This is a genomic window from Leptolyngbya sp. NK1-12, from assembly GCF_032598965.1.
Classification (GTDB): domain Bacteria; phylum Cyanobacteriota; class Cyanobacteriia; order Elainellales; family Elainellaceae; genus Elainella.
In genome coordinates, this window is the sequence record NZ_CP053587.1 from 1,200,183 (window position 1) to 1,221,009 (window position 20,827).

Sequence of the window (20,827 nt, forward strand, 5' to 3'; positions counted from 1 at the left end):
CAATCAGCCTATGTCACTGTCCAGAGAGGAGCTACTGCAACAAATTGAACAGCTACAGATGCAGCTGGAAGAGTTGCAGGCTGAAAATGCCGATCTGGAAATCTTAGTGGAGACGATCACCGAACATTCCACCAGTTTAGAAAATCAAATCTACGAAAAAAACGAGCAGATGACGAGCTATCTGCAGCAGGTCGATAAGGTGACGGCAGCGGCAGCGGCAATCGAAGCCGACAGCTTTAAGCCGGAAAGTCTGGATGAAGTGGCGACTCGTGATGATGAGCTAGGACGACTGGCGCGAGTATTTCAGCAAATGGCGCAGACGATCAAGACCCGAGAAAAAGAGCTGGCGGAAGCGAAAGACCAGCTCGAAGCGGTTCTGGATGCGGTTCCCGGTTCGATTTCCTGGCTGGATGATGGCGGTGTATACATTGGCGTGAATCGCCATTTGGCCGAAAATTGGAATCTATCGCAGGATGCGTTTGTGGGACAGGAAGTCGGGTTTGTGCAGGGCAGTTCGCAACTCGCTCAATTTATGCGGCAGTTTCTCGCTAGCCCAGAAAATACCGCCTCTCAGGTGGTCGAAATGGATGTCAACGACTCCAAACGCTACTACCTGATTGCTGCCCGTAAGTATCTTCAGGGTAAGGCCACGGTTTCGGTCGGAATTGATCTGGAACGTCAGCTCAAACGTGCCCTGCTGCTGGAACAAATTACGCAGGATATCCGCCAAAGTCTTGATATTCAGCAAATCTTTCAGGCGACGGTGAATCAAATCGGTCGGGCCTTTAGTGTCGATCGCTGTTTGCTTTTCAGCACGGCTGCTGCCGGTCGCTTTCGGGTTGTAGCGGAATATTTGGTTCCAGAGTGTCAATCGCTGCTCGGCATTGAAGTTGCCCGTCAAGAAGCACCCAGCTTGATTCGTAGTTTTGCCCAAGATCGAGCCATTGCTAGCGCCGATGTCTATGCTGACCCTACCTTAGCAAGTGCAACCGATCTTTACCAACGCTATGCTATTCGCTCGCTGATGACGGTTAGAACCTCCTACCAAGGTGAACCGAATGGTGCGATTGTGATTCATCAATGTAGCCGTTCTCGTCAGTGGAGCCAAGATGAAGTTGAACTGTTAGAAGCCGTGGCGGCCCAAGTCGGAATTGCGATTGCCCAAGCCAAACTGCTAGAGCAGGAAAAGCAGCAGCGACAGGCTCTCGAAGCCGCCAAACGCAGTGCGGAAATTGCCAATCGCTCTAAAAGCGAATTTTTGGCCAACATGAGTCATGAATTGCGAACGCCACTCAATGCAATTTTGGGATTTGCTCAGCTAATGGAGCGGGATAGGACGCTGACAAATGAACAGCGCGATTCGTTAGCCATCATCAACCGCAGTGGTGAACATTTGCTGAATTTGATCAATGACGTGCTGGAGATGTCCAAAATCGAAGCGGGACGGGCGGCATTAACCCCAGATCCATTCGATCTGCATCAGCTTTTGCAAACGCTGCAAGAAATGTTTCAAATCCGCGCCAGTGCCAAACGGTTGTCATTGCAATTTGATGTGGCAAAGCATGTGCCGCGCTACATTGTCAGCGACGAGGGTAAACTGCGTCAGGTTTTGATCAATCTGCTCAGCAACGCGATCAAGTTTACCGAGACGGGCAGCGTCAAACTGCGGGTGAGAGCGAAACAGGAGCCAACAGGCACCGAGCGATATGTCCTGCACTTCAAGCTAGAAGATACGGGCCGAGGCATTGCCCCCAACGAAATGAATCAGATTTTTGAGCCATTTGTGCAGGCACGCAGCATTCAAATTGAGGGTGGTACGGGACTGGGACTGGCGATTAGCCGTCAGTTTGTGCGGCTGCTGGGAGGAGAAATCCGGGTCAAGAGTAAGCTAGGGCAAGGCTCAATTTTTAGCTTCAAAATCCAGGCGACATTGGCCGATGCCAGCCAAATTGCTGCCCAACCGCTTCAGCAGCGTGTGCTGGGACTGGCTCCCGATCAGCCAACTCGCCGCATCTTGATCGTAGATGACAAGCCAGAAAACCGCGATTTACTCGATCGCCTGCTGACAAAAGTTGGCTTTGCGACTCGGACGGCCAAGAATGGAGCGGAGGCGATTTCCTGCTGGCAAGAATGGCATCCGGATCTAATCTGCATGGATATGCGGATGCCAATCATGGATGGCTATGAAGCAACACAGCAGATCAAATCGCAACCGCAAGGAAAAGACACCGTGATCTTGGCCCTCACTGCCACAGCCTTCGAAGAACAGCGGGCGCAAATTCTGGCCGTCGGCTGCGATGACTTTGTGCGGAAACCGTTTCGAGAATCGCTGATTTTGATTAAACTGGCCGAATACCTTGGCGTGCAGTATCTTTATGAATCGAGTCAAGCGGAATCGAAGCCAGTCCTTCCGGCCTTGACCGCTGAGTCGTTGCAGGTGATGCCGCCCGCCTGGATTGCCGCATTGCGTCAAGCCGCAATTGAAGTTGATGCGGAAGCGATTTTACAGTTGCTTCAAGCCATTCCCCCCACGCATGAGGCGCTCGCGGCTGGACTCACCCAGCTAACGCGACAGTTCTGCTTTAGCGAGATTTTAGACCTGACGCAAGAGGATAGCCATGTCGAATCCAGCGATATCCCCTAAGGCCAATATTTTAGTAATCGACGATACGCCCGAAAATCTCTACTTGCTATCCTCGATGCTGACCGAGCGCGGTTACAAAGTCCGTAGCGTCACCAAAGGATCTGACGGCTTACGCGGTGCGCAGGCGGCTCCCCCTGATTTGATTTTGCTGGATGTGCGCATGCCCGAAATGGACGGCTACGAAGTCTGTCAACAGTTGCAGCAGCACGAGCGCACCAAAGAAATTCCGGTGATTTTTATTAGCGCCTCTGGAGAAGTGTTGGATAAGGTGCAAGCCTTTGGTGTTGGCGGTGTGGATTACATCACCAAACCATTTCAGGTGGAAGAAGTGCTGGCCCGGATCGAAACGCATTTGATGCTGCGTCGGCTCCATGCCCAGCTTGAAGCCCAAAATGCTCAACTCGAAACGCAAAACGCTCAGCTTCAGCAAGAAATTCGCGAACGCGCCGCCGCCGAAGAAAAGTTTGCCAAAGCCTTTCGCGCTAGTCCCAGCCCGATTGCAATTCTCACTCTGGCAGAGCAACGGTTTATTGAGGTCAACCCCAGTTTTCTGCGAATGAGCAGCTACACTGAAACTGAAATCTTGAACCGAACCATCGTAGAACTGAAGCTAGTGACGGCCAACACCTATGAACAAATAGTGCAACTCTTTCAAGAGAAAGGCGTTTTACAGAATCAAGAACTTGAGATTTGTACTAAACATAACGAAATTAGAACGGTTCTGCTGTCAATGGAGCAAATTGAACTAGCAGGAATTCCGTGTATTTTGAATATCATCAATGACATCACAGAATACAAGCGTCTAGAAAACGAATTTATCTCTCTGGTCAGCCATGAGCTGCGAACGCCACTCAATTCATTAATTGGTTCACTCGATCTGTTGCGAACGGGCAAACTCGGCAGCTTGAGCGAGAAAGGACAGCAGGTTCTCGACATTGCCATCAGCAACTCGGTCCGCCTGATTCGTTTGGTGAATGACATTCTCGATCTGGAGCGGATTAAGTTGGGCAAAATCACCATGCAGAAAGTGCAGTGCCAAGCAGAGAGTCTGTTAGCTGAAGCAATCGAGGCGATGCAGTCGATGGCAGAACAGGCCAAAGTTGTACTCAAGGGCGAGGCAATTGCTGCTGAATTCTGGGCTGACCCTGATCGCCTGCTGCAAATGCTGACCAACCTGCTCAGCAACGCCATCAAGTTCTCTGAACCGAAACAAACCGTTTGGCTGCGTGCGTGCGTGCAATCTGACCAACTCCACATTCAAGTTGCCGATCAGGGCCGGGGAATTCCTACCGATCAACTTCAACGCATCTTTGAGCCATTTCAGCAGGTGGACGCTTCCGACTCACGCGAAAAGGGCGGCACTGGCTTGGGCTTGGCTATCTGCCGTAGCATTGTGGAGCAGCATCAGGGCCAGATCTGGGTAGAGAGCAGCCTGGGTGAGGGCAGTACGTTTCATATTTTGTTGCCGTTAAGAATGGATGAGTGAATAGGCCAATAATAGACGGGTAGATGATAAACGAAGCAATGATTAGTAGAAGGCGATCTGGTTGATCAGAGGAAACGCAGGAAGATGAGTAAACGAGTTTTACTGGTAGATGATGAGGAGGATGCTCGGACGATTGCCCAACTGGCGCTAGAAATGAGTACGGATTGGACGATTCTAACGGCGAGTTCTGGACCAGAGGCGATCCGATTAGCTGCATCCGAGCATCCAGATGTGATTCTACTCGATATGATGATGCCAGGAATGGATGGACGAACGACCTTACAGCAGCTCAAAACCAATCCAGCAACGCAATCGATTCCGGTAATTTTGGCAACGGCGAAAGTGCAACCTTCGGAGCGAGCCAGTTTAGAAAAACTAGAGGTAATTGCTGTTTTTACAAAGCCAATTCGTCCATTGGAGCTGGCCGAGCAAATTTTGGAAGCGTTGAATAAAGAGGAGATGTAATTACTGTCATCCTAGCGTCTGCACCACTTCTGCCCAATCCAGAGCCAGAATCCTAACCCGCTGAGACCAATTGCGACCAGATGCCAACCGGTTGAATATTAGAGGCGATTCCAGTAAGCATTCCAATCACGAGAGCGAAACTACCCATTACCATTCGAGCCGTGGATTCATGATGCCGCCAGTTGAAATGCAGTTTAGGAAATTGAAATAGTCTTTACTGATTACGATGAAAATATCTCATGTGCTGCTCGATTTTAGTCGAAAATAACAACTCCATTACCAAATCATCGCCAATCAAACGCGAATTGAGTGATACAACGCGCTTCTACTTACTTTCACCGCAGCATAGTTAGGTTGCCGCTTTTGCAAAAATGCAGCTAATCCTTCTCGCCCTTCAGGTGAGTTTGCACTCATGGCGATTTGCTGCCGTTCTGCTAAGAGTTGTTCAGTCAGAGTGTTATGGTACGCTTCATTCATCAGCCGCTTCACCCGTCCCAGCGCCTCGATGGGCATCTGCGAAACACGGGCTGCTAAGGCAAGCGCTTCAGCTTGAAGTTGCTGGTGCGGCACCACTTTCGTGACTAAACCTAATTCCAGCGATTGAGCCGCAAAAATCGCTTCATCCAGCATGACAATCTCTAAAGCGCGTCCCATACCGATCAAGCGAGGCAAGGTAAATGTGCCGCCAACCGGCAACGATAATCCATGCGATGTATTCGACTGTTTGAGATAGGCGCTATCGACCATGATCCGCAAATCGCAAGCCAGTGCTAGAAACAAACCTGCCCCTGCAGCTGCACCATTGATGGCGGCAATTACGGGTTTAGACATGGTGCGAATCTGTTCTACACAGTCATGTAGGATGGCTGTTAATGCCAAAAATGCATCGCCCGGATATTTGGGATTTGTTTCTACTGCAAACTTCAAGTCGCCGCCGGAACAAAAGCCCAGCCCGCTACCTGTGATTAAAATGGCGCGAATCGCTGGATTTTGGCTGGCTGAGGTGAGTTGTTCTTGCAGTGCAACTGCCATCTCCGCGTCGATTGCATTCAGAACGCTCGGACGGTTCAGAGTCAAAATTAAAATATCACCTTGAATAGCAACAAGCAGAGGAGTAGAGGTGTTCATGATGGTTAGGATGGGTTGCTAGGTTGTTCTGAGGTTGCTTATAGTGTAAAAAGCAATCGGGAAAAGGCAAGCGGATTTTGCTAAATTGGATTCGGCTGCGTACTGTCGAACGAGCGATTAAAGATCAAGGCATTGGATATGGTTTGCTCAGCCTTTGTGGCAGTAGCTGCCTGTTGAGCTTGATGCTGAACGGTTCGTAGTTTCTCTGGGCATTCCTGCTGCAATTGCGCCAATCTGTCCGGATGACGAGTGCGATCGATCCAAACGGCTTACTGTTGATAGTAACTCCGTTCATGGTCAGGGCCGCATTTGCCCCTGTTCCTAGAATTGCCAGCAAACCAGTCGTGAGGATGAGAGTGGTGGGAAGAATTTGTTTGAGTTGCATAATCGTTGTTCCTCGAATTAATGGGTGAGCTTTGTTGTTGAACAAACTTTAAGATTCTACGATTTGCCATTGGCAAACTAATTTGCCGTTTTCAATTACCCATTCCGCAGTCAGCTTGGATTTTGCTGCTGTCTTTCGGTTAAAAGTGGGGATGGGATGAGCGACAGAGCGAGAAAGAGATTTCATGAGTCGAATTCCTTGAGTGAACTTATTTTCAGAATAGAAACGAATCGGGAAGACTTCGGGAAGAAATCAATTTAGAAGACGTTGACGTACATCAGTAGCAAAGTCTTCATAGCGTCTTAGAGAAGTCACTTGCACCTGTACATGCTGTCCCATCTTTTTCATGATCGGTAAATCGAACAGAATTTGATCTAAGACATCGGGCGATGCAACATCGACTACGGCAATTACGCGCCGCATGCCTACACATTTCCACAAATCCAGCACGATTCCTTGCTGTTTGGCTCCCAGCGCAGCTTCGGCTTCTTCAGCCCAGACGGTAAACAGCTCTTGCTGAGACAGGCCAGTCGGGTACTCGACTTGGAAATCCAGATGATACAACATAGTGAATATTCCTCTTGAATTGCTTTTTGGCAAGAAGTTGAGCTAGTGTGTTCTCTCTTGTTCTCTTTATAAAAAGCAATCGGGAGGAAATCGGGAGGCTATCTAGCATTTGCGCAAGATCTATAGAAGTACAGCTACCGCGAGCGTCACATCAGGAAATACTAGGGGACTAATACTGCCTGAAATGAACTCCTGGCGAGACTGGTATTTTCCATCTATGGGGTCACGAAACACAACCAGGATGCTTTGCTTCAGATTGACCACCCAATATTCAGGAATGCCTGCTGCTGCGTAGATGTCAGCTTTCACATCTAAATCTTTATCTAGGCTAGTGTTGGAATATTCTATTACCCAAAAAATGTTTTCTGGGTAGGGGTGATGATTCAGGTAGTTGTCTTCTACTCGTTGAACGATAGCGATGTCGGGTTCAGGTTCAGAGCTGTTGGGTAGAGTGATTGGTGCACCGATGCGAATTTGCACGCGATTCCCCAAAACCCCTGCCAGTTGCTCCTGCGTGGTGGTACGCTTACTCGCATGGGAGTTACTTCTGGCGGCATTTCGACAATCACTCCGTTCAGTAGTTCGACATGGCAATCGTCCCAGATTCCCACCTCGACCATGCGATGATATCGTTCAAGCGTGATTTTTGCTGGAACGAGTGAAGCTAGGTTAGGCAACGCTTGCGTCATGGTGACATCTCAACAGGAATCTCGCTGCGTATTTGTTGATTTTACCATCAGACAAATGTTAAAAGATAGCCTCCAGTAATTCCAGAGACTATCTTGCTGCGTTCTTCTGTTAGTGTCTAGAGATAGTTAAGCTGAGACAAACTAAAGTTCGTTGGAGAATTCCGCACAATCGCGACTAAATCATCTGCTCGTCCCAACTGCCCATTATTATCGAGATCGCGGTAAATTCCGGTACCATTGAAGCCAAGCGGCCTACCACCCAGAACATATTTGCTTGCCGAGCCTTCTAGGAAAATCTTGTCTTCGCGGGTGAAATCTTGGATCAAGGCATAATCTCCATTCTTTCCACCTACATAAAAAACATCGTTCTGATCAGCGAGAACAAACTCATCAGCACCAGTGCCGCCGAGCAACGAATCCTGTTCACTGACTCCTTTACCTAATGCACCACCTGATGCACCTTTGATCGTATCAAGACCCGCCGCACCCTCAAGGAAGTCATTGCCTTGCTCACCCTCTAGAAGGTCATTGTCAGCCTCACCGAACAGTCGATCGGTGTGAATGCCACCGCGCAGAGTATCACCACCACGACCGCCAATCAGTCTGTCATCTCCAGCCAACCCGACCAGGAAGTTACCCCGCTCATTGCCTTGGATGCGATTATGCAGATCGTTGCCTGTGCCCCTCCATGCTAGAGGTAAACCACCACCATCAACACCTCCAGAAATCAGGGTTAAGTTTTCGACATTAGCGCTGAGCGTAAAACTGGTGTTTGTAAAGACAATATCGAAGCCTAAATCCGCTGCTTCAATTACAATATCAGTACTAGCATCGACAAAATAAGTATCATTACCTGCACCTCCCTCCATTTGATCAATGCCTATTCCACCATCGAGAGCATCGTTTTCGCTGCCCCCTAGTAGGTGATCGTTACCACCCAATCCTTCCAGGATATCTTCACCTGCGAAACCTATAATTGTGTCATCTCCTGCGGCACCTACGAGTCTGGGATGAAATACACCTTCATTGTCAAATGTACCATTGTCGTTGAATGTCGAACCTACAACGTTAGCCAAAACATCGTCCATTGAATTTCTCCTAAAACTTGAATTACTTTTGTAAGGAAGTTGAGTCATTGCTCTCTTTTCCTATGTTCTATTTATGGAAAGAAATCGGGAAGAAATCGAGAATTGACTAAACTAATCAAGCAGTAAATCTATCTAACATTAATAAGACTAAAAAAGGACGCATTTTCTACGTCCGTTAAAGTTGTAAATATTCGCACTATAATTTGGTACCGACTCCCCTCATCCATCACTGTCTACTATAGCTTCAGCATTAACTTCCACTAAAAATTCTTCCTTCGCCAGAGTTGTACACCTAAAATTAGAGAGTGGACTAGCCTATAGACAGTGAGTCAACCTATGCCAAGCCCCTTTTCAGGGATGAATCCCTATCTAGAACAACCCGAATTCTGGTCAGACTTCCACAATCAGCTAGTGGTGGGGATCTGGCTCGCTCGTTGGTGCTGCTGCTAATTCCAAAGTACCGCGTCATAACTTGACTAAGCTGATGAATTTGCATAATCAAATCTCTAAGATGAGTAAATGAATTAATCGAAATTAATCGAATACTATGTTTCAAGCCAAATAGTGACAGATATTCTTATCGCTAAGTCATAGTTCTAGAGGGATGAAATCTCTACCTGAGATATTGGGATTTCCTTGGAAGGTGGCAATTTTGCCAAAACCACCGAATCCGGAAGCTGAACGATTGGTGTTTAAAAACAGCGATCCCGTGCTGCGGCTGTAAACAATTGAGGCGCTTGATGTCGCCGCTAGACTATCATTGGCAACACTGGCAAAGTCTATATTGATGTTATTGAACGCTAAACCTGTAATTTTGTCGGTGCCAGCAACGAAGTCGGTTACAATATCCTGATCTGTTCCTCCAAAGGCAAGCCGAAAATCAAAGATATCAGCTCCTCCCCCACCTGTCATCCGGTCGCTGCCTAAACCACCGATGAATACATCATTTCCGGCACCTGCGGTCAATGTATCATCACCACTAAAACCTTGCAGGATATTGTTACCAAAGAAATCATTGATTGTGTCATTGTCCCCATTTCCTGATAAGTTATCGTTGCCAACTCCACCGTCAATAAAATCATTGCCATTGCCGCCAGCAACGGTATCATTGCCATCACCTGCAAAAATGGAATCGTTGCCGCCTGCTGCTTCAATCACATCATTTAAATCGAATCCATTAATCAGATCTGCTTGTTCAGTTCCGACCAGTTTAGAAGCACTGCCAAATCCATCATTGATAATTGCCATAGGTTTCTCCTTTTCCTACATATGATGTTTCAAGATAAATTGCATTGATCTTTATTTGAATTGTCCTCTCAATGCTTTATCTCAATGCTTTAAAGGTAGAAGGTAAAAGGGAAGAGATCGGGAAGATTGCTATTCAAGTAAAATTTATTGTGCTCAGGAGAACGGCTTTCAGAGAGGCTATTGCTCATAATAAAATAGCCCCTAGCGATGCCAGAGACTATGATATAGAGCTGTATCAGTGAATGACCGTGATCAAGCACTGCTTAATTCATGGCAAAGATTGTCTATTGCCTTGAATACGAATGGGATAGACCTGGATAAAACGCCACATCCTACTCAAGCAAAAAGCGAGATACTGCCTCGGCATACATCCTCGGTGCTGTGGTCATACCTTCGTGTGCCTGACCGGGTAGCGCTTCGATGCGGACATCTGGAAGGACAGCAGCCAGCGCATCAGTGATATAGAGATCGCGGGGACTTTCGGTACCGATTTGCAGTAGCACCGGAACTGGAAGGTTGCGAAAACGTTCGGGATTGAAGCCGTATTGGCTCAGCGCACGCAGATCACCCAGCGATGCCTTAGCGTCGGCGATGATCGGTGGCCACAGCTCTGTCCTTCGCAATTGCTCCAGCTCTTCAAGTGGGATCAACAGCTGATCGTGGAAGAATGATAGGGCGAAACCTTCCCAGTTGCCGGATTCTGCCAGTGCCTCCAACCGCTCCATAGCTTGCTGATCAACAATGCGGGGCCGAGGAGCTTCGTAAAGCACCAGCTTGCGCACGCGATCGGGAACTTTGACGGCTGCGGCCAGCGCGGTTTGAGCACCATAGGAGTGACCCAAGAGAAAAACAGGTTCGTCGATTGCTCGAATCAGCGTCACGACATCGGTACTCTCATCATCAAGGCTGTGACCTTCAGTGGCGTCCGTTTCACCTCGACCGCGACGGGCGATGGCGTAGACGGTAAATTGTTTCTCAAACAAAGGTTTTACGAATTCCCAGTTAGTGATATGGTCACTGAAGGAACCATGTACGAGCACTAGAGGTGGCCCGCTGCCATATTGGTCGTAGGAAACTGTGGTGTGAGTGGGTGAGGTGAAATATTGCATGGGTTGATCTCCAATTAGTTAGAAGTGCCAAAAAATCTAGAAGGTTGAACTGCTTATTTGGGAAAGATTGAATCGATTTGCATTTGTTCTTGTATCCAAGCTTCAAACAGTTCACGCAGCAACCGCTGACGCATTGGGACATTTAATTGGGCTGGAATCAACTTCTCTAGCCGAACGATCAGAATCCAGTTTCCTAGAGCGAGGGGCGACCAAAGTTGGCCAGGTTGGCTGATGGCTAACAGATGGGCTAATGCTGGATGCAAGCTGCCCAACTCGACTGGACCAATCGTGCTATTGATTTGGGCTTCTGGTGCTTGCGAGTATTCGTAAGCTACGTCGGCAAAAGATTGTTCGTTCTCCTGAATCCGAAAGTAAAGTTCTTCAGCTATTTCGGCATCTTGAACGCGAATCATTGAGTAGATGACTCGATCCAATTCAGTTTTGCGTCTCAGGAAATAAGACTCCAACTTGTGTTTCCACTGTTGATGTTTAAATTTCTCGATCTTGAGCAATCGGGGAATGAAAACGGTTTCTAAAAACTCCTGATCTATACTGTGATGCTTGAGCCAAGCTTGTCGATCCGTTTCGTCAAGCAGTTGATTTTCTTCATAGAATTGCTGGTGTGCGAGTGTCAGTTCGTCTTCGGTACAGGTCATGGATGCAATTGCATCATCGATGATGCTCTCACGCTGTAATTGGGGCATCATCCGGTAGCTGGCGAGCCGTGGAAAAATGTCTGCTTCACTGATGATGCGGTTACGAAGCTGTAAACTTGCGGTCATGCGATTGGGCTGCCTCTCGAGATAGTTGAACAAGATCTACGTATTTGTTAGATACGAATGCCATATCATTGCTGATACAGCATTCATCGCTGATTTGGAACTGATCTAGATTACGACTGGGGCAACGGTCATGGTGTAATTTGCGTTGCCTGAAACTTGAGAAGCTTGCAGAAAGTAGTTTCCTACCTCTAATTCGCGAGTGAATACCTCCGATCTAGTGCCTCCTCTACGCGATGTCGTCATTGCCTCCCCTGGATCGACGATCCGATTGTTGTTTCTGTCTTGAATCAACCTAAAATCAGCATCAGCAGTTAGATCCTTGAGTTCAAAGCGATAAGAGCCTTTGTCGAGGACAGCCAGTATGGCGGTATCTGTGTTGTCAGTGTCACCTACAGAGCCTTTAAAAGATTGGAGGCGACTGTTGTTGAACAAAGGACTAAACGAATGTTCTCTAGCAAGGATTTTGCTGGGTGTGCTGACCGGGTCAGCCGATAGTTTCAAGCTGTAGGGTCTGGAGATACCAAAGTCAATCGTCTGCTTTTCCCGACTCACTCTGGCGATATAGCTGCCTGGATCAACATCTGAAGCAAAAGCTGATAGGTTAATTGCTTCATTTGTTCTAGTATTGGAATTAATGGCAATCTGCTTGTCGGCTCCATCAACTACACCATTGCCATTGAAATCGCGAAATACTTGAACGGTAAGAGATTCGGGGCCAACCACTCCCAGATTGATATTGCGATCGCTAGTTACACTAAAACTGTAAGTGTCTTCAAAGTTAGAAAGATTAATGGTGCGAGTTGGATTACTGACACCGCTTGTGAGGGATAGGGCACCAAGATTAAATTCGGCCATTGTATTACTCCTTTGGGATTTTGTGTCAAAATTCAATTTGAACGAAACGAGGATACAGATACAGCGTTTTTTCATTCATGTGAGCTACAGGAGGTGCGGGAGCAAAGCCCCCACGCAGGAGCAGTGCCCCTGCACCCCGTTTTTCGTACTTCACTAGTCTGAAAAAGGCTGTAAGAAAAGCCAAGAACTAAAATGATTGAAATCAACTCTTGACTCATTTGCTTGGCAGCATTACCTCGTTTCATCTGAAACTAAACTAACGATCCCAGCGATCCAGAACTGATCCAGAACCGCTCCAGAACTGCTCCAAAAGCGAGGTATGCCAACCCGTTGAAATTGAGAAAAGTCAGAAAAAGTCGGATTACTCACGTGGGATGGTTTTCTAGAAGCTGAGTCAAGTTGCTCTGCTGTGACGCCTCCAAGCTATCCCACTGCCCCCAATGCTCTCAGCGTTTGCTTTTGTGCCTCGGTTAAGCCTGTGACGCCGCTAATGTTCATGCCTTCGTAGGGGCGATCTACCCTTAACGTGTTCAGGCACTCTCCCGTTTTTACATCCCATAGCTTAATGGTTTCATCCGCACTGCTGCTGGCCAAACATTGATTTTGAGGATTAAACGCCACCGAGACTACCCAATTGGTATGTCCATGCAATGTTTTCCAGAGTGTTCCAGTTTGAATATCCCAAAGTTTAACCGTTTGATCGGTGTCTCCACTGGCCAGAAGCGCCCCATCAGGACTGAAGGCAACAGACCAGATGCCGCTATTGCCCGCTTGCAGTGTTCTCAGCAATTCGCCTGTACGAATGTCCCAGAGTTTGATCGTGTTATCACTGCTGCTGCTCGCCAGCAACTGACCATTTGGGCTGACGCTAACTGACCACAAGCGGTGCGTATGACCAACCAAGGTATTCAACAGTCGGCCTGTCTCAACCTGCCAAAGCTTCAAGGTATTATCACCGCTACCGCTCACCAGAAGCAGCGAATCCGCTGCATGATACTCCTGCTGTTCGGAACCGGCAACTGCGTCGGAACATTCCTGCTGATTGGCTGAAAAAAGCACCGGGCAACATTTGACCGACCAGACGCCGCTAGCATGCCCCTGTAGAACTCTGATTAGTTGACCCTTGGAGGCATCCCATAACCTGACTGTGTGGTCGTAGCTGCCGCTAGCCAGGATCGCTGGCCGCTCGTCCAGGGTAGTGCGATTGGACATGGTTTGATTAGGCAATGGGCAAAATTCAACCGAGAGTACCCAGCTTTTGTGACCCGATAGGGTATGGAGCAGTCGCTTAGTCTGGACATCCCACAGTTTGATGGTTTGGTCATCACTGCCGCTAGCCAGGGTTTGTCCGTCAGGACTCCAGGCTACCGATCTGACCCAGTTGGTATGCCCCTGCAATGTTGTTGTCAGTTGGCCGCGGTTGGCATCCCACAGCCTCACTGTCTGATCGTAATGAGCACTCGCCAGCATTTGTCCATCCGGACTCCAGGCGATGGCTCTGGTCCAGTTGGCACTTCCCTGTAAGGTTCTCATCAGGTGCCCTGTCTGGGTATCCCACAGCTTCACCGTTTGGTCAGGGCTGCCACTCGCCAGCAGGTTGCCATCTGGACTAAATTTCACCGACCAGATGCCGCTAGAATGACCTTGCAGCGTTTTCATCAGCTCACCCGTATTGGCATTCCATAACCTCACACAATGGTCTGCACTGCCACTGGCTAACCGCTGTCCATCCGGACTCCAGGTCACTGAACAGACGCCATCGCTGTGTCCCTGTAATATCCGCATGGCTTGTCCGCGCTTCACATCCCACAGCCGAATCGTGTGATCCATACTGCCGCTAGCCAGGGTTTTGCCATCCGGACTCCAAGCTACCGACCAGACCCAATCCGTATGAGCCTGTAGCGTTTTCAGCCGTTGTCCTTTGCCCACATCCCAAAGTTGGATAGTTTGATCATCGCCGCTGCTCGCCAGCAGGGCACCATCCGGACTCCAAACCACTGCCCTGACCCAGTTGGTATGGCCTCGCAGAATTCTTAAGGGCTGCCCAGTTTGGACATCCCACAGCTTGACGGTATGATCGTAATTACCAGCCGCTAGAGTCTGACCATCCGGGCTAAAATTTACAGAACAAATTCCGATCGTATCTTCTAAGGTTCTAATTAATCTGCCACTCGGTATCTCCCAAAGCTTGATACTTTTGTCATCGTTGCCGCTTGCCAAGATGTGACCATCTGGACTAAAAGCAATCGAGCTGATTTGATCCGTATGTCCTTCTAGCGTCAAAAACAATTGTCCATCGCTAATTTGCCACAGCCGAATGTTGCCATTGGTTTCTCCGGCGGCCAGCAGCTTTCCGTCGGGACTAAAGGCAACCGACAGCACTGCGCCAATAATTTGGGTAAAAACGGATTTGGTAAACATCGAGTTGGCGAAATTGACGCGATGTAGCTGGCTTCTTTGCAAATAGGCGTGACAGATCAGCAGCCCAGAAAAATCGAAATCAACTAAATCAATACCAAGATGAGAACAAAGGTTGATTAAGTTGCCCGCCGCATAGACCGGCGAAGTTGACCAACGTTGCAGCAACGTGAGAATTTCACACAGGCGTTTTTCGAGTTTGACGGGTGTACCAAAAACCGTAAACAACTTGGTAGCAATCGCTCCTAAAATCAGATGGTTTTGGGTTTCTCTAACATACTCTTTCACCGTTGTTTTGAGCAGCGCATGGCTACCCAACCAATCGATATCCTTATCGGTGATTTCGGTGGCAATCTGGTCTGCCAGCCGCTCGGTAACATATTCCATCACCACGGGCTGTTGCGTGTAGTTACCTGCTCGCACTTCAATTAGAGAACGCCACTGCAACGATTCCAGTGCCTCTAGTACGGCAATCCGAGACACCTTAGGAACAATATCTTCAATCAGTTCAGCAACGCTTGTCCATGCTCGATTGATCGCCAACCAGTACATGATCGTTGCTTCTAGTCTGGAGAGCCGCTCGAAGTGCTGATCCAACAAGCGACGAATTCCGTTGAAAACAACCGTATCTTCTTCTAAGAATGCAGTGATCTCACCGCTGAATATATCTTTGATGCTAGTCACGACAATCTTGAGCGCCAGGGGATTGTAGCCATACTGCTCGGCTAGCCTTTGTTTGTCTACTTCAGACCCAGATAAGCCTCTGGTTTCGATGATCGCTCGAGCGGTTTCTGAGGAGCCACCTAATTGGAGCGTGCGCACGGCTGCCGTCCCCTCCAGAACTGCAACTTCGGCAGGTTTCTCACGGCTGGTGAGTAAGACGCAACTCTGGTGCTGTACCTCTCCCAGTAGCTTGAATAATTCACCATACGCCTCGTAACCTGGACGATATTGCCCCGCTCGATTGCCCTCTTGAAAAATCGTTTCCATGTTATCGAGGATGACCAGACAGCGGCGCGCCTTCAACCAATGAATCAACCGCCTCGTCTCTGCTTTGATGTCCTGTTGCTCAGACAGAAACGGCACCAGTTCAGCTAATAGAATATCGAGTGGGGGCGCATTACGCAGCGATCGCCAAATTACGCACTGGAAGGGCAAATGGCTAGTAGCTTGCTTTTGCGTAGCAGTTGGGTGGATGGGAGGCGAGTTAGTTATATTTTTATTCCCACTCTCACTTATTATCTCGTTCGTATTCTCGTTGTTGATTAGTTCCTTTGCTACCTTCACGGCCAAAGCGGTTTTGCCGATTCCACCCATACCCAAGAGCAAAATCAGACGACAACGATCATTCACAATCCACTCATGCAAGGTTGCCCGTTCCGTTTCTCGCCCGTAGAAGACAGAGACATCGATTGCTTCACCCCAGTCTGTCTGAATCGGAGCAGCAGGTGGCGGCGAGGCAGTGGCAGTGGTAGGCGTGGCAGCAGTGAAAACAGTGGAAACAGTGGAAACGGTAGCAGATGAATCTTTTGCTGAATCCTGCAAAACAGGCTGCTCTAGAAGAGTTTGATCATCCTCATCTAGAAGGCGCTGATAGAGAGTACGGGTTGTCAAACTCGGATCAACACCCAACTCCTCGCGCAGCACCGTCATGCATTGATGATAAACCTGCAACGCTCTGGCCCGATCGCCATTCAACCCATACAATCGCATCAGGGTGCCGTAGGTGGCTTCATTTAGCGCATCGACCCGCAGCATTTGTTGCGCATAGGTCAGCGCAGTTTGATAATCGTGCTGTTCTTCTAGTAGATTAACGAGTTGAGTTAATGTCCGCAGGTAGAGTTGCTGCAATCGTTCCCGTTCGGCCAACAGCCACTCATCGTCATAATCGGGTAACAGATCACCGCGATATAAGGCAATGGCTTTTTCTTGCTCAGCTCGGACGATCCGCCAAGCGGTTGCCAGCTCTGCTGCTTTCACGGCTGCTTCAAATTCAGCGACATCCACGGTGAAATTGGCGTTAGACAGCCATTGTAATGTTTTGGTGTCTACCTGCAAATACTCGTCTGGATTCGGCAAGGCATGACGCAAATGACTCAATTCTTTACGCAGATTAGCTCGTGCTTGAGCATCACTTGATTCAGGCCAAAGGTGAAAGGCAATCCGCTGACGGGGCTGGGGAGTATGACAATTGAGCACCAAGTAGGACAACAAAGCCTGCGTTCGTCCTCTAGCGATTTCTGTAATCGAACGTTCGCCATAGATTAGGGAAAAGCCTCCTAATAGCCTGATGATCAAGGTTCGAGACATAGTGCTCAGCGATCTGGCAGCAGAGAGCAGCCCTTTGCAGGTGAGGCTTCCCATTCTAGTTAATTTTATTATCATTTCATGAGAGTTAAAGAATCTCATTACTCCGAATAAAATAACAGCGCATTCTAGGTTGATGCTCAGAATCAAGCTGCGATCACAGGTACTTCCATGCCCTTGAAACTAGTGAAGTCAACCGCCACAAAATCCTCAGCTCCAATCTGATTGGCACGTACTCCTTGGAGGATGGCGAGTTTTTCACCCCCTAGGCCAATCACCGTATTGCCTCTTCTTTGAGTAATGTCCAGCATCTCAACAGTGACGGCGTTTGCCAGCCCTAACTGATCAACACCATTGCGGAAGTCTTTGATCACATCCACACCTGTTTCCGGAGCCAGCACAAATGTATCGCTGCCTGCCCCGCCGATCAAAGTATCCCTACCTAAACCACCAAAGAGAATGTCGTCGCCTGTTCCGCCATCGATAATGTCATTACCGGCACCGCCAACTGCAATATCGTCACCATCTAACGTAGAGATGCGATCGTTGCCGCCTCTACCGTCGAAGATCCCACTACGGTTGAGTTGCCCTATCAGGTTTTGGCTGGTATTGGTGCCAATGTTCGTAGGAGTGCTGTTGTTTAAATTTGCAGAACGAGGTTGATTGGTTATGAGCGGTGTTGTATCAAGAAACATGGTGTAGCTAACGTTAGCAGAGGAAATAGCTCGCGGAATAATGACATAGTCACCCACAGGCAAGGAAGCAACTTCAAGGCTCTGACCTAAAACGAGTCCTGCAACGTTTTGAGTCCCTGATCTGGTAATAACAGAACCATCAAGTCTTGCTAGCCTCACATCTCTTGCTGCTGTTCCTCCTGAGCTGGTATTTAGAAAGGCACTAAGTTTGGTCGGTACATTTACTCTAAAACGGTAGGCATCTTCAATATCGCCAATTCCTAATGTTCCCTGTACTGCCCGGTCATCATTAAGAACATCAAGATTTTGAGGTTGAGGAAGCTGATTGGGTTCCCGATCTGGCCCCAGTCCTGCTGTTGCTCTAAGGTTGAGCGTGTAATTAGTATTGCGTGACCCATCGCCCAGAATCCGCAGGAAATAGTCGCCTGTGTCTAACCCATCGACATTAAAGCTACCGCCATTACGGCTGACATTAAACTGTTTGATGACTTCGGAAGAATCAACAAAGTTGTTGCTATTGAGACTACGAATTAGCTCTACGCTTGTGCTCGTGCTCAACCCTGTGATGGAGACGTTAAGGTTGCCAAAGTTGCTAAGAATAGAGAGTCTGAGAAAGTCAACTGGATCATCACCGCTATTGATAGAGTCAGAGTGTGAATCGAAAAATACTAAGCCATCGGCTGCATTGGCAGGTATCTGCACACCGAGATCGGTTGCCTGAAAGAGGGTGTTATTGGTATCACGTGCCATGATCAGTTCTCCTGAATAAATGTGTTGTCGGCGTTAGGTTATGTATTAATGAACGCATTGATGTTGTGCAAAGTGAAAAGTCGTTACTGCTTTAGCGGCCAAGTTGAATATCTAAGGGATACACTGTATCTATAATCGATGCACCTCCATCTACATGGAGAATCTGTCCCGTGATAAAGCTTGCTTCTGGACTACAGAGGAGCATGACGGCATTGGCTACATCCTCTGGTGTTCCCAGTCGCCGCATCGGTGTCCAGCCGCTTTCATGCCACTTCTGAGTCGCTTCCTGGATTTCGGATGGAAGTGAGCGCAACACACCGCCTTCAATGGGATTGGGTTCCCCGAAAATACAGCCGGGACTGATGCCATTTACGGTGATGCCGCGTGGAGCTAGAGCCACGGCAAAGTAACGACACAGCGAATCCAGCGCTGCTTTTGCGGTTCCCATTGCTGCCCAGGGTTGCCAGCTTCCGGTACGCCCACTCGGCGCATAGGTGATGGTTACAATTCTGCCGCCGTCAGGCATTAAATCGGCGATTTTTTGCACACTCAGCAGAAAGGCTTGAGCTTGAGAATCGATTGCGGTCCGCCAGTGGTCTAGCGACATTTCTAGCGGTGACTGATAGAACAACGGTAGATCAGGCCGAGCATTGCTGACAAAAATGTCGAGCTTCCCAAATTTGTCCTGAACTTGGCTGAATAACCGATCAATTGCTTCGGACTGGGACACATCGGCTTGCACAACAAAGCCATCCGCCCCTCGCTGCTGAATTTGCAACAGCGTATCGTGAGCGGCTGCCTGATTTTGATAATAGTGAACGGCAACCTGAACTCCTTGCTCAGCTAGCTTCAGAGCAATTGCCCTGCCAATGCCGCGTGAACTGCCTGTAACTAATGCAAATCTATTGGTAAAGAACATGATAATTTCCCAGGTTAATTAAGAAGAAAAAACGTTTATTAGAACGTTCAGTCAACCGGTAATCTGTAGCGAGTATAACGCCATCAATACTATTTGCGTCAACGTAGAAAAGACAGCTAGCTTGCCTCTCTGTTTTACACTAAAGTCAACGATTAAATTAATACTGAATTTTCGGAACCCCTGTTGTCAAGGTCAGCATCGCTTGGATTGGATAGTATTAAATACCACAGCAAGTGAGTTGCATGGCTGTCTCCCCAAGGTTTGTAAGTTAGATTGATTTTTGAGATATTTTTGATATTTTTAAGGTAGACAGCAAAAGGGAAGAGATCGAGAAGATAACAAAGGATGTTGAAAAGTTCAAGAGCCGGATTAGCCGCTAGATTTTCGACGTTGCTGGAAATTGACCAGCACCACTCCCAAAATTGCCAACCCACCTCCGAGAAGAGAGGTTAAGCTAGGAATTTCTTGTAGCCAAAACCAAGCAATCACAATCGCTATTACTGGAACAAAATAGAGGAAACTGGTGGCTTGCGATGCTGGAATATTAGCTAAAACATAGGACCAGGTGAAATAAGCCAGAGCAGCCGGACCAATACCCAGATAAATCACAGCCAGCGTAGCAGCAGATGGCGCAGCACTCACGGTGGATAGCAATCCAGGGGAAAAAGGCAGTAAGAAAACTGTTCCTGACAGCAGCGCGTAGATTGTAAATTGAATCGGGCGATAGCGTTGCAGAGCCGGTTTTGAGATCACAAAGTAAACAGCCTGAGCGAAAGCGGCAAGTAGCACTAATCCCGCTCCCCAATTGAGCTGCATGTCGCCCGCCTCTCCCAAGGCAAGAATGGCCGCGCCGGTAAAGCTAATCGCAATTCCTAGCCAACCTTGCCACGAGGAGCGCTCTCCCAGAAAGGTCGTTGCTAGCAGCGTTGTCCAAATCGGGGCCGTGTTGACTAGCAAGCTAGCCGCACCTGCCGTAACGGTTTGTTCACCCGCATTGAGGGCAAGATTATAGACCGTGATGCCAATAAACCCTGCCAGCGCAATCAGGGGAAAATCTTTTGGTTTCGGACGAGGAACTCGCTGAATCATGGCATAGATCAACAGAATCACAGATGCCACGAGAAATCTGAGCAATGCCAAATGAATTGGACTATAGGCTACTAGAGCAGCCCGAATCCCAACGAAAGCAGAGGCCCAGAGCACGACAGTCAAGATGATTGCCCCTGTTAGAAGAAGTTGGTGTTTCATAATTGCACCATAGAAGATGATGCAAACATTATGAAAGCAATATG

Annotated in this window: 17 protein-coding genes; 4 read left to right on the forward strand and 13 right to left on the reverse strand. The window is 48.3% G+C overall.

Annotation, left to right across the window (positions count from 1 at the left end; translation table 11 throughout):
- The first annotated feature begins 10 nt into the window (after positions 1 to 10).
- The 3 genes from HJG54_RS33135 (at position 11) to HJG54_RS33145 (ending at position 4,595) form a co-directional block, all read left to right on the forward strand.
- On the forward strand, positions 11 to 2,644 hold the full coding sequence (locus HJG54_RS33135; RefSeq protein WP_316436145.1) for an ATP-binding protein: 2,634 nt from the start codon (positions 11 to 13) through the stop codon (positions 2,642 to 2,644).
- Positions 2,619 to 4,130, forward strand: a complete 1,512-nt coding sequence (locus HJG54_RS33140) for an ATP-binding protein (protein ID WP_316436146.1) — start codon at positions 2,619 to 2,621, stop codon at positions 4,128 to 4,130. The genes HJG54_RS33135 and HJG54_RS33140 overlap by 26 nt, the downstream gene beginning before the upstream one ends.
- An 84-nt stretch (positions 4,131 to 4,214) precedes the next feature.
- Entirely contained in the window at positions 4,215 to 4,595 is a 381-nt protein-coding gene (locus tag HJG54_RS33145) for a response regulator (protein WP_316436148.1), read from the forward strand.
- 294 nt (positions 4,596 to 4,889) lie between these two features.
- Here HJG54_RS33145 and HJG54_RS33150 read toward each other — a convergent pair whose 3' ends face one another.
- The 5 genes from HJG54_RS33150 to HJG54_RS33170 form a co-directional block, all read right to left on the reverse strand.
- Positions 4,890 to 5,723: an enoyl-CoA hydratase/isomerase family protein gene (locus tag HJG54_RS33150; RefSeq protein ID WP_316436149.1), complete on the reverse strand. Its 834-nt coding sequence runs from the start codon at positions 5,721 to 5,723 to the stop codon at positions 4,890 to 4,892.
- Between the two features lie 124 nt (positions 5,724 to 5,847).
- Entirely contained in the window at positions 5,848 to 6,108 is a 261-nt protein-coding gene (locus HJG54_RS33155; RefSeq protein ID WP_316436150.1) for a hypothetical protein, read from the reverse strand.
- A 252-nt stretch (positions 6,109 to 6,360) separates the two neighbouring features.
- Positions 6,361 to 6,675 (reverse strand): muconolactone Delta-isomerase, encoded by a 315-nt coding sequence (locus tag HJG54_RS33160; RefSeq protein WP_316436151.1) that lies wholly within the window; start codon positions 6,673 to 6,675, stop codon positions 6,361 to 6,363.
- Positions 6,676 to 6,795: 120 nt separating this feature from the next.
- Positions 6,796 to 7,155, reverse strand: a complete 360-nt coding sequence (locus HJG54_RS33165) for a Uma2 family endonuclease (RefSeq protein WP_316436152.1) — start codon at positions 7,153 to 7,155, stop codon at positions 6,796 to 6,798.
- Between the two features lie 325 nt (positions 7,156 to 7,480).
- The gene (locus tag HJG54_RS33170; protein ID WP_316436153.1) at positions 7,481 to 8,500 is read right to left on the reverse strand and encodes a calcium-binding protein; all 1,020 of its coding nucleotides are present in this window, start codon (positions 8,498 to 8,500) and stop codon (positions 7,481 to 7,483) included.
- A gap of 309 nt (positions 8,501 to 8,809) precedes the next feature.
- On the opposite strand from HJG54_RS33170, the gene HJG54_RS33175 reads away from it, so the two are divergent.
- On the forward strand, positions 8,810 to 8,902 hold the full coding sequence (locus HJG54_RS33175; protein WP_316437108.1) for a DUF4058 family protein: 93 nt from the start codon (positions 8,810 to 8,812) through the stop codon (positions 8,900 to 8,902).
- A gap of 138 nt (positions 8,903 to 9,040) precedes the next feature.
- Here the strand turns inward: HJG54_RS33175 and HJG54_RS33180 are convergent, their stop codons facing one another.
- From HJG54_RS33180 to HJG54_RS33215, 8 genes are all read right to left on the reverse strand, one after another.
- Entirely contained in the window at positions 9,041 to 9,700 is a 660-nt protein-coding gene (locus tag HJG54_RS33180) for a calcium-binding protein (protein ID WP_316436154.1), read from the reverse strand.
- Positions 9,701 to 10,032: 332 nt separating this feature from the next.
- Positions 10,033 to 10,809, reverse strand: coding sequence for an alpha/beta fold hydrolase (locus HJG54_RS33185; RefSeq protein ID WP_316436155.1), 777 nt, complete (start codon positions 10,807 to 10,809; stop codon positions 10,033 to 10,035).
- A gap of 53 nt (positions 10,810 to 10,862) precedes the next feature.
- The gene (locus HJG54_RS33190) at positions 10,863 to 11,591 is read right to left on the reverse strand and encodes a peptidylprolyl isomerase (protein WP_316436156.1); all 729 of its coding nucleotides are present in this window, start codon (positions 11,589 to 11,591) and stop codon (positions 10,863 to 10,865) included.
- A gap of 105 nt (positions 11,592 to 11,696) precedes the next feature.
- Positions 11,697 to 12,446 carry a hypothetical protein gene (locus HJG54_RS33195; protein WP_316436157.1) on the reverse strand — a complete coding sequence of 250 codons (750 nt, stop codon included), beginning with the start codon at positions 12,444 to 12,446 and terminating at the stop codon, positions 11,697 to 11,699.
- Between the two features lie 423 nt (positions 12,447 to 12,869).
- Positions 12,870 to 17,174 (reverse strand): BTAD domain-containing putative transcriptional regulator, encoded by a 4,305-nt coding sequence (locus tag HJG54_RS33200; RefSeq protein ID WP_316436158.1) that lies wholly within the window; start codon positions 17,172 to 17,174, stop codon positions 12,870 to 12,872.
- A gap of 143 nt (positions 17,175 to 17,317) precedes the next feature.
- Positions 17,318 to 18,616: a calcium-binding protein gene (locus HJG54_RS33205; protein WP_316436159.1), complete on the reverse strand. Its 1,299-nt coding sequence runs from the start codon at positions 18,614 to 18,616 to the stop codon at positions 17,318 to 17,320.
- Positions 18,617 to 18,707: 91 nt separating this feature from the next.
- Entirely contained in the window at positions 18,708 to 19,535 is an 828-nt protein-coding gene (locus HJG54_RS33210) for an SDR family oxidoreductase (protein ID WP_316436160.1), read from the reverse strand.
- A gap of 369 nt (positions 19,536 to 19,904) precedes the next feature.
- Positions 19,905 to 20,783 (reverse strand): DMT family transporter, encoded by an 879-nt coding sequence (locus HJG54_RS33215; RefSeq protein WP_316436162.1) that lies wholly within the window; start codon positions 20,781 to 20,783, stop codon positions 19,905 to 19,907.
- Positions 20,784 to 20,827 lie beyond the last annotated feature (44 nt).

What these genes read in the sequence shown, in the direction of transcription:
- HJG54_RS33140 (WP_316436146.1), top strand. Translation starts at nt 2,619, where the DNA reads ATGTCGAATCCAGCGATATCCCCTAAGGCCAATATTTTAGTAATCGAC.
- HJG54_RS33195 (WP_316436157.1), bottom strand. Translation starts at nt 12,446, where the DNA reads ATGGCCGAATTTAATCTTGGTGCCCTATCCCTCACAAGCGGTGTCAGT.
- HJG54_RS33160 (WP_316436151.1), bottom strand. Translation starts at nt 6,675, where the DNA reads ATGTTGTATCATCTGGATTTCCAAGTCGAGTACCCGACTGGCCTGTCT.
- HJG54_RS33180 (WP_316436154.1), bottom strand. Translation starts at nt 9,700, where the DNA reads ATGGCAATTATCAATGATGGATTTGGCAGTGCTTCTAAACTGGTCGGA.
- HJG54_RS33145 (WP_316436148.1), top strand. Translation starts at nt 4,215, where the DNA reads ATGAGTAAACGAGTTTTACTGGTAGATGATGAGGAGGATGCTCGGACG.
- HJG54_RS33170 (WP_316436153.1), bottom strand. Translation starts at nt 8,500, where the DNA reads ATGACTCAACTTCCTTACAAAAGTAATTCAAGTTTTAGGAGAAATTCA.
- HJG54_RS33215 (WP_316436162.1), bottom strand. Translation starts at nt 20,783, where the DNA reads ATGAAACACCAACTTCTTCTAACAGGGGCAATCATCTTGACTGTCGTG.
- HJG54_RS33205 (WP_316436159.1), bottom strand. Translation starts at nt 18,616, where the DNA reads ATGGCACGTGATACCAATAACACCCTCTTTCAGGCAACCGATCTCGGT.
- HJG54_RS33135 (WP_316436145.1), top strand. Translation starts at nt 11, where the DNA reads ATGTCACTGTCCAGAGAGGAGCTACTGCAACAAATTGAACAGCTACAG.
- HJG54_RS33185 (WP_316436155.1), bottom strand. Translation starts at nt 10,809, where the DNA reads ATGCAATATTTCACCTCACCCACTCACACCACAGTTTCCTACGACCAA.
- HJG54_RS33200 (WP_316436158.1), bottom strand. Translation starts at nt 17,174, where the DNA reads ATGTCTCGAACCTTGATCATCAGGCTATTAGGAGGCTTTTCCCTAATC.
- HJG54_RS33155 (WP_316436150.1), bottom strand. Translation starts at nt 6,108, where the DNA reads ATGCAACTCAAACAAATTCTTCCCACCACTCTCATCCTCACGACTGGT.
- HJG54_RS33150 (WP_316436149.1), bottom strand. Translation starts at nt 5,723, where the DNA reads ATGAACACCTCTACTCCTCTGCTTGTTGCTATTCAAGGTGATATTTTA.
- HJG54_RS33190 (WP_316436156.1), bottom strand. Translation starts at nt 11,591, where the DNA reads ATGACCGCAAGTTTACAGCTTCGTAACCGCATCATCAGTGAAGCAGAC.
- HJG54_RS33175 (WP_316437108.1), top strand. Translation starts at nt 8,810, where the DNA reads ATGAATCCCTATCTAGAACAACCCGAATTCTGGTCAGACTTCCACAAT.
- HJG54_RS33210 (WP_316436160.1), bottom strand. Translation starts at nt 19,535, where the DNA reads ATGTTCTTTACCAATAGATTTGCATTAGTTACAGGCAGTTCACGCGGC.